Here is a 7,197-nt window from a genome sequence, read left to right on the forward strand (position 1 = left end):
AGGGTGGAATGCGGGGTGGAATTCGGCAGGGCGGCGAATCGAAGGGTGAATTCGATCCAGCCGTCCGCTGAACAACTCACCGACGCCGACCCGCCGTGCAGTCGCATGATCGCCTGTACGATAGACAACCCCAGGCCGCTGGATTCCGTGAACTCGCTGCGGGCTGCATCGCCACGATAGAACCGGTCGAACAGGCGCGCGAGATCGTCGGGCGCGACTCGCATCCCTTGATTGCCGATCACGATAACGGAACCCCGTGCCCCTTGCGCATCTTCGCTACCGGTCAGCCGGATCGTGGTGCCGGCTTCGGCATAACGCACCGCGTTGACGACCACATTGCTGATCGCGCGCCGGGACATGATCGCGTTAGCCCACATCTCACCCTCGGCATGCACTTCGAAGCTGAGATTGCGTTCGTCCGCGAGTCCTTCGAAGTACGTCGCAATGGTTTCCAGTTGTTCGCGAATGTTCAGCGGCGTGCGCTCTATGTCCTGCCGCTCGTGATCCGCCTGCGCAAGAAACAGGATGTTCTGCGCGATGCGCCCCAGCCGCTCCAGTTCCTCCAGATTCGACTCCAGCACGCTCTTGTATTCGCTCTCGCTGCGCGTATGCGCGAGCGTGACCTGCGTCTGTCCGATCAACACGCCGATAGGCGTGCGTACCTCGTGCGCCAGATCCGCGGAGAACTGCAGCAGCCGTTCATAACCGGTTGCCAGGCGGTCGAGCATGGCGTTGAACGACATCGCCAGGCTCTGCAGTTCGGTCGGCGTGTTTTCTATATCGAGTCTCGCGGACAAAGTGTCGGGTGTGATCCCGGCGACCCTGTCGGCCATTTTTCGCAGCGGCGCAAGACCACGGCTCGATACCCACCACGCGAGCAGCGCGGTAATCAGCACCGCGCTCACCACGGTGATCCAGACACGCAGGAGATACGCCGACAACACGCGCGCTTCCTGGGTCATCACATGTGCCGCGATGATCTCGATGACCTCGCCGCTGTCGCCCACGCGCGCTTGCGCCGCGACCCAGCGCATCCGCACCCCGTCCCGACGCGTGCCTTCATAAAGCGCGTCGAGGCTGACGGCGCGCTGAATGGGCACCGGAACGAGCGGCGGCAACGGCATGTTTTCCGGGTTCACGCTGATGAACGGCGCGAGGCCCGGACGCTGGAAAATAATGACGTCCTGACTGTCGCCGAGCATGGTCTCGAACAGCTTGGGCCGCGCTTCGATTTCCTTGATCGTGTAGAGGTCGTGCAGCAGCGAACGAAAGTGTTCGACCCGCCCGATCAACTGGTAGTCGGCGCGCGTGGACAGCGTGGCGCTGGTCGCGTGATACAGCGATCCTCCGACCATGCTGACCACCACGCACACGATCAGCGCGAACAGGCACGTGATGCGCAGGACCAGCGAACGCGAACGCCACAGCGGACTCAATGCGAGTCCCCGGATGCACCGAACGAATACCCGATGCTGCGCACCGTGTGGATCAGCTTGATATCGAAGGGCTGATCGAGTTTCGCGCGCAGGCGTTTGATGGCGACATCGACTACGTTGGTATCGCTGTCGAAATTCATGTCCCACACTTCCGATGCAATCAAGGTCCGCGACAACGCTTCGCCCTGCCGCTTGCAGAAGAGATGGAGCAGCGCGAATTCCTTGTTCGTCAACGCGATGTCCATACCTTGGCGCGTCACGCGGCGCCGCAGGACATCGACGTGAAGATCCGCGACCTGGAATACGTCCGACTCGCGTGTTACGCCGCGCCGCAGCAACGTGCGGATGCGCAGTACGAGTTCGGTGAACGAGAAGGGCTTGACGAGGTAGTCATCCGCCCCCAGTTCGAGGCCGTGAATACGGTCCCGGACGTGATCGCGCGCGGTCAGAAAGATGACCGGGAGGTCACGTTTGGCGCGCAACGCCTGCATGATCTGCCAGCCGTCGAGACCGGGCAACATCACGTCGAGCACGATCAGCTCGTAAGGATGCGCGAGCGCCTGATGCAGGCCATCGGCGCCGTTGCGGATCAGGTCGACCTGATACCCGGACTCCGTGAGCCCCTTTTTCAGGTAGTCGCCGGTCTTGCGGTCGTCTTCTATAACCAGGATGGTCATGCTGCGGGTGCATTGCTTTGCGTAAGAAATATGGTCCATTCTATCCACCTGCTTCGGCGCGGGGAAAAGATGACAAAAAAGTCATTAACCCGTCATGCGCAAATCAGCGTGCGGTCGCTAAGATGCAATCAGACGAGGCCTTCGCGCGTAGCATCCGACTGCGTGGCCATGTGCTTATCAAGTCCCCCGAATCCTCGAATCACCGCATCTTCGCACCCTGATCGATCCATCCACCACGAGGCGAGCTTGAATTCATCTTCGACTCAACTTTCGACTCATGTCATCACCCAGCCCGGCTGGGTTCGCGTTACGCACTGGATCAACGCGCTGGCGGTCGTGGTCATGGTGACGAGCGGCTGGCAGGTCTACAACGCATCGCCGATTTTTCCTTCGATCGTCTTTCCCTCAAGCATCACCTTGGGCGGATGGCTGGGCGGCGCGTTGCTGTGGCACTTCGCGGCCATGTGGGTGCTGGTCGCGAACTTCCTGGTGTATGTGGGGCTGAACATCATCTCCGGACGCTTCCGCCGCAAGCTCTTTCCGCTCAGCATCAAAAGCCTGTTCGGCGATCTGCGCGCCGCGCTGACCGGCAAGCTCAAGCATGACGATCTCACGCACTACAACGCGGTGCAGAAGGCCGCGTATCTGGCGGTGATCGTGGATATTGTTGTCGTTATCCTGTCGGGTCTTGCGGTCTGGAAGTCGGTGCAATTCCCGTGGCTGCGCGACCTCATGGGCGGCTATGACAACGCCCGCGTGGTCCACTTCTTCGCGATGAGTTTCCTGGTGGCATTTTTCGTATTGCACGTGGTGATGGTCGCGCTCGTTCCACGCTCGTTGTTGCTGATGATCCGGGGCCGCTGAACCATGCTGAACAGAAAGAGCGAACTCATTGCGTCAAATCTCGATGTCGACAACATCCTCAAGGATGCGCGCAATGAACTGAAGGCGCCGGCGCGGCGGCTTTTCGGCAAGCGCATCTTGTCGCTTGGCGGTCTCATGATGCTGTCGGGCTGCAATATCTCCGACGATAAATCCGTCAACACCGTGCTACGGACCATGTCGCGTTTCAACGACGAGGCACAGGCATTCCTCTTCGATCCGAACAAGCTCGCGCCGACTTATCCCGAGTCGATGATCACGCGGCCGTTCCCGTTCAACGCGTTTTACGACATAGACGATGTACCCATCGTCGACGCAGCCACATACAAGCTGCCGGTCGGTGGCCTCGTGAAGGGCAAGAACGTCTGGACGCTTGAAGAGCTGCGTGCGTTGCCGCAGGAAAGCCAGGTGACGCGGCATATCTGCATTGAAGGATGGAGCGCTATTGGCAAGTGGGGCGGCGTGCGTTTCTCTGATTTCCTCAAGCATTCCGGCGCTGACACCACGGCCAAATACGTGGCGTTCCACTGCGCGGATAACTATTCAACCAGCATCGACATGCCGACTGCGCTGCATGCGCAGACGCTCCTGACGCTGACGTACGACGGTCAGGTCCTGCCGCCGAAATACGGCTTTCCGATGAAGCTGCGCATGCCGACGAAGCTCGGCTACAAGAACCCGAAGCACATTGTCGCGATTACCGTGACGAACGAATATCCCGGTGGTTATTGGGAGAACCAGGGTTACAACTGGTTCGGTGGTGCCTGAACCTTCTCGCGTTAAATACTAAAACTGGAGCCTCCATGTCTATTGCGTCATCTACTTCTTTGCGTTTGAAACTCGGTGTATCGGTCGCTGCGCTCGCGTTTGCGGGCGTTGCGTTTGCCCAGGCGCCGGCGGCTAAACCAGCGCGTATTCGTGGCGATATTGTCTCGTTGTCCGGCGATACGCTGACTGTGCATCGTCGCAGCGGCGACACCGTGACGATCGACTTGAAGCAGGACACACCGGTTACGGCCGTGAAGAACATCAAGCTCGCCGACATCAAGGCCGGCTCGTTTATCGGCACGGCAGCGACCACGGGTACCGACGGCAAGATGACGGCGACCGAAGTGCTGGTATTCCCGGAAGCGGCACGCGGATCGGGTGAAGGCCATTACGCGTGGGACCTCTCGCCGAATAGCACGATGACGAATGCGAATGTCGATCAAATCGTGACGGGTACGAGCGGTCGTGATCTAAAGCTGTCGTACAAGGGCGGCACCAACACGGTGACGGTGCCGGACGGCGTGCCTGTGGTGACGTTCGCGCCGGCTGCGCGCACGGACCTGGTTGCGGGCAAGAAGGTGTTTATCGTGGCGTCGCCGGTGAGCGGCACCGAGTATGCAGCTTCGCGCGTCGTGGTCGAGAAGGATGGTGTTGCGCCGCCGATGTAATCAGCGGGCGCGACATTTACGCCGCTCCCGGCGCTGCTAACAAGTCTTCGATCTTCACCGGGAGATTGCGTACACGTACACCCGTCGCGTGATAGACGGCATTCGTAATGGCAGGCGCGACGCCTGCCATGCCGATCTCTCCGATCCCTCGTGCACCGAGCGGATTCAGTGCGAAATCCGGATAGTCCAGGAACGTCACGTCCATCTTTGGCGAGTCGGCATGCGTGGTCATCACGTAGTCGGCGAGATTGCGGTTCAGCGGCGCGCCTGAACGCGAGTCGTAGTGCGTTTCCTCGAACAGCGCCATACCCACACCCATCACGATCGCCCCTTCGATCTGGTTCCGACTCGTGCGCGCATTAATAATCTTGCCGCCATCGATCACGCTCACGACACGGCTGACGCGTAACCGTGCTGTTTCCGACTGCCACGTGACTTCAACAAAGTGCGCGCAATACGAGTGAATCGACACTTTGTTTGCATCGGCATCTGCCCCGCTCGCACCGGAACGACCTCTGCCCAACACGATGCTGATCTGCGCAGGCGACAGGATTCGCTCGAAAGGCACACCCGCTCCGGGCGATGTCCCTTTGCGATAAACCATGCCTTGTTCGAAACCCAGCACGTCCACTGACTGTCCCTTGAATGGCGAGTTGTCCGCTCCGGCGGCCGTCGCAAGAAGCTGCTGGACGGCAGCCTGGGTGGCCTGCGTCACGGCGGGAACCAGTGACGCGGTCACCATCGAGCCACCGGACAATGGCCCTGGCGGCAAACGTGTATCGCCGATCACTACGGAGATCTTGTTGAGGGCGATACCCGTCAGGTTGGCGACCATCTGGGCCAGGATGGTGTAGGTACCCGTACCAATGTCCTGAGTCGCCGTCGCAACGCGAGCGGTCCCATCGGCATGCAATTCGACGATTGCCTCTGCCGGCAATCGCCGCGCGGCCCACGACCCCGCTGCCATGCCCCAACCGACCACGAGGCCATCACGACGCATTGAACCGACGGTTGCCGTTCGGTTCGACCAGCCGAACTTGTCAGCACCGAGTGTCAGGCACTCCTTGAGGTGTCGCGACGAGAATGGCACGTTGCGGCTTTCGTCCGTGGTCGGCTCGTTGATCAGCCGCAACTGGAGCGGATCGACATTGAGCTTGATGGCGAGTTCGTCGACGGCCGACTCGATCGCAAACAGGCCCGGCACCGCGCCGGGACCACGCATCGACGTACTGGGCGCAATGTCTCGTCGCGCAAGGGCCGCGGTGACGCGCAGGTTAGGCGAGCTGTACAGGTAGCCCGACGTCTCTCCGCAGTTCTCCTTGCGCGTTTCCCGGCGAGCCGTCTGGTAGACATAGTCATGCTGGAACGAAGTGAAACGACCGTCGGGGGTTGTCGATAAACGCATGCGCTGCTGCGTGCTGGTACGGTGGCCGACGTTATGAAACATCATCTCGCGGGTCACCACCAGCTTGACGGGACGCTGCAGATTGCGCGCCGCAGCGCCGGCAAGTAACGAGTGCGACCATGGAAAAAGTTTGCCGCCGAACCCGGACCCTAGGTATTTCATGATCACGCGCACCTGGTCTTCCGACACGCCGAGCATCAGCGCCATGACCTGCCGTTGATTGACAATCGACTGGGATGTTTCGTAGAACGTATAGTTTGTTCCATCGAAGGCGGCGACAGTCGCGTGCAGTTCGATCGGGTTGTGCGTTTCGATCGGAGTGGTGTAGGTCCAATCGACCTTGAGCGCATCGGGCGCTGCGGCGAAGGCGGTGTCAGAGTCGCCTCGCTGGGTATCGACTGACGGCGTTTCTTCCGCCGACATCTCCGTGCGCACATCGGGCTGACTCGTCGAATAACTCACCTTCACCACACCGGACGCCGCGGTTGCCTGCTCGAAGGTATCGGCGACTACCACGGCAATGTACTGGCCGTAGTAGTAGACGGTGTCATCCTCGAACGGCGGGCGTTTCTCATCGATCCTCGCCTCTGATGCAATGCCGACACGATAAAACTTGCCGATGTTCTCGCGTGTGAAGACCGCCTTCACGCCGGGCATTTTTGCGGCGGCAGCGGTGTCGAGGCGCGTCACGCGTCCCTTGCCGATCGTCGCGCAAACGGGCACGGCGTAGAGCATCCCCGGCAAGATGAAATCCGAGGTGTACGTCGCGAGTCCGCTCACCTTGAGCGGGGCGTCAATTCTTTGAAAATCGCCGCCAATCAATGGCTGCGCTTTCTTCGTAGCTAGTTGCATAGTGTTCTCCGCGCCACGCGTCGTCGCGTTACGCAATCAGGCGGTATCAGGCAGTCTGGGTGGCAAGCGTGAGAGCGTGCTGAATGCAGCGCTTCGCCAGTTCGACCTTGAAGCCATTCTGGCTTTGCGGGCGGGCTGTCTGAAGCGCGGCTTCGGCTGCCGCACGAAACGCGGGAGCGTCGGGTGCGCGTCCGAGAAGCGCCGCTTCCGCCTCGTGTGAACGCCATGGCTTCACGCCCACGCCGCCCAGCGCGATCCTGACGTGATCGATCCTGCCCGACGATACCGTCAGCACAACCGCTGCCGATGCCAGCGCAAACTCGTACGAAGCGCGATCGCGCAGCTTCAAGTAGACGCCGCGACTACCGGAAATTGGCGCGGGGAGCGTCACGTGAGTAATCAGTTCGCCCGCATTGAGCGACGTTTCGCGTTCAGGCGTAGTGCCGGGCAGCAGGAAAAAGTCGTCAATGGCGATGCTTCGTTTGCCCTGCGGACTTTCGATGTGGACG

General features: G+C 60.5%; 6 protein-coding genes and 1 pseudogene. 3 read left to right on the forward strand and 4 right to left on the reverse strand.

Annotated elements, in window-relative coordinates:
• On the reverse strand, positions 1–1,427 hold a 1,427-nt coding region (locus JWR14_RS09010), incomplete at its 3' end, for a heavy metal sensor histidine kinase (RefSeq protein WP_299704748.1).
• Positions 1,428–1,432: 5 nt separating this feature from the next.
• Positions 1,433–2,113, reverse strand: a complete 681-nt coding sequence (locus JWR14_RS09015) for a heavy metal response regulator transcription factor (protein ID WP_299704750.1) — start codon at positions 2,111–2,113, stop codon at positions 1,433–1,435.
• A 246-nt stretch (positions 2,114–2,359) separates the two neighbouring features.
• Between JWR14_RS09015 and JWR14_RS09020 the strand changes: the two genes are divergently transcribed.
• The 3 genes from JWR14_RS09020 to JWR14_RS09030 are packed head-to-tail and all read left to right on the forward strand — an operon-like array spanning position 2,360 to position 4,431.
• The gene (locus JWR14_RS09020; RefSeq protein WP_299704736.1) at positions 2,360–2,977 is read left to right on the forward strand and encodes a cytochrome b/b6 domain-containing protein; all 618 of its coding nucleotides are present in this window, start codon (positions 2,360–2,362) and stop codon (positions 2,975–2,977) included.
• A gap of 3 nt (positions 2,978–2,980) precedes the next feature.
• Positions 2,981–3,763: a molybdopterin-dependent oxidoreductase gene (locus JWR14_RS09025; protein ID WP_299704739.1), complete on the forward strand. Its 783-nt coding sequence runs from the start codon at positions 2,981–2,983 to the stop codon at positions 3,761–3,763.
• Between the two features lie 35 nt (positions 3,764–3,798).
• Positions 3,799–4,431: a hypothetical protein gene (locus JWR14_RS09030; RefSeq protein ID WP_299704742.1), complete on the forward strand. Its 633-nt coding sequence runs from the start codon at positions 3,799–3,801 to the stop codon at positions 4,429–4,431.
• A 16-nt stretch (positions 4,432–4,447) separates the two neighbouring features.
• Here JWR14_RS09030 and JWR14_RS09035 read toward each other — a convergent pair whose 3' ends face one another.
• Together JWR14_RS09035 and JWR14_RS09040 are read right to left on the reverse strand one after the other, a co-directional pair.
• Entirely contained in the window at positions 4,448–6,688 is a 2,241-nt protein-coding gene (locus tag JWR14_RS09035) for a xanthine dehydrogenase family protein molybdopterin-binding subunit (protein ID WP_299704744.1), read from the reverse strand.
• A 46-nt stretch (positions 6,689–6,734) separates the two neighbouring features.
• Positions 6,735–7,197, reverse strand: a pseudogene (locus JWR14_RS09040) (FAD binding domain-containing protein); the annotation flags it as partial.

This window comes from Caballeronia sp., assembly GCF_028292365.1.
Lineage (GTDB): Bacteria > Pseudomonadota > Gammaproteobacteria > Burkholderiales > Burkholderiaceae > Caballeronia.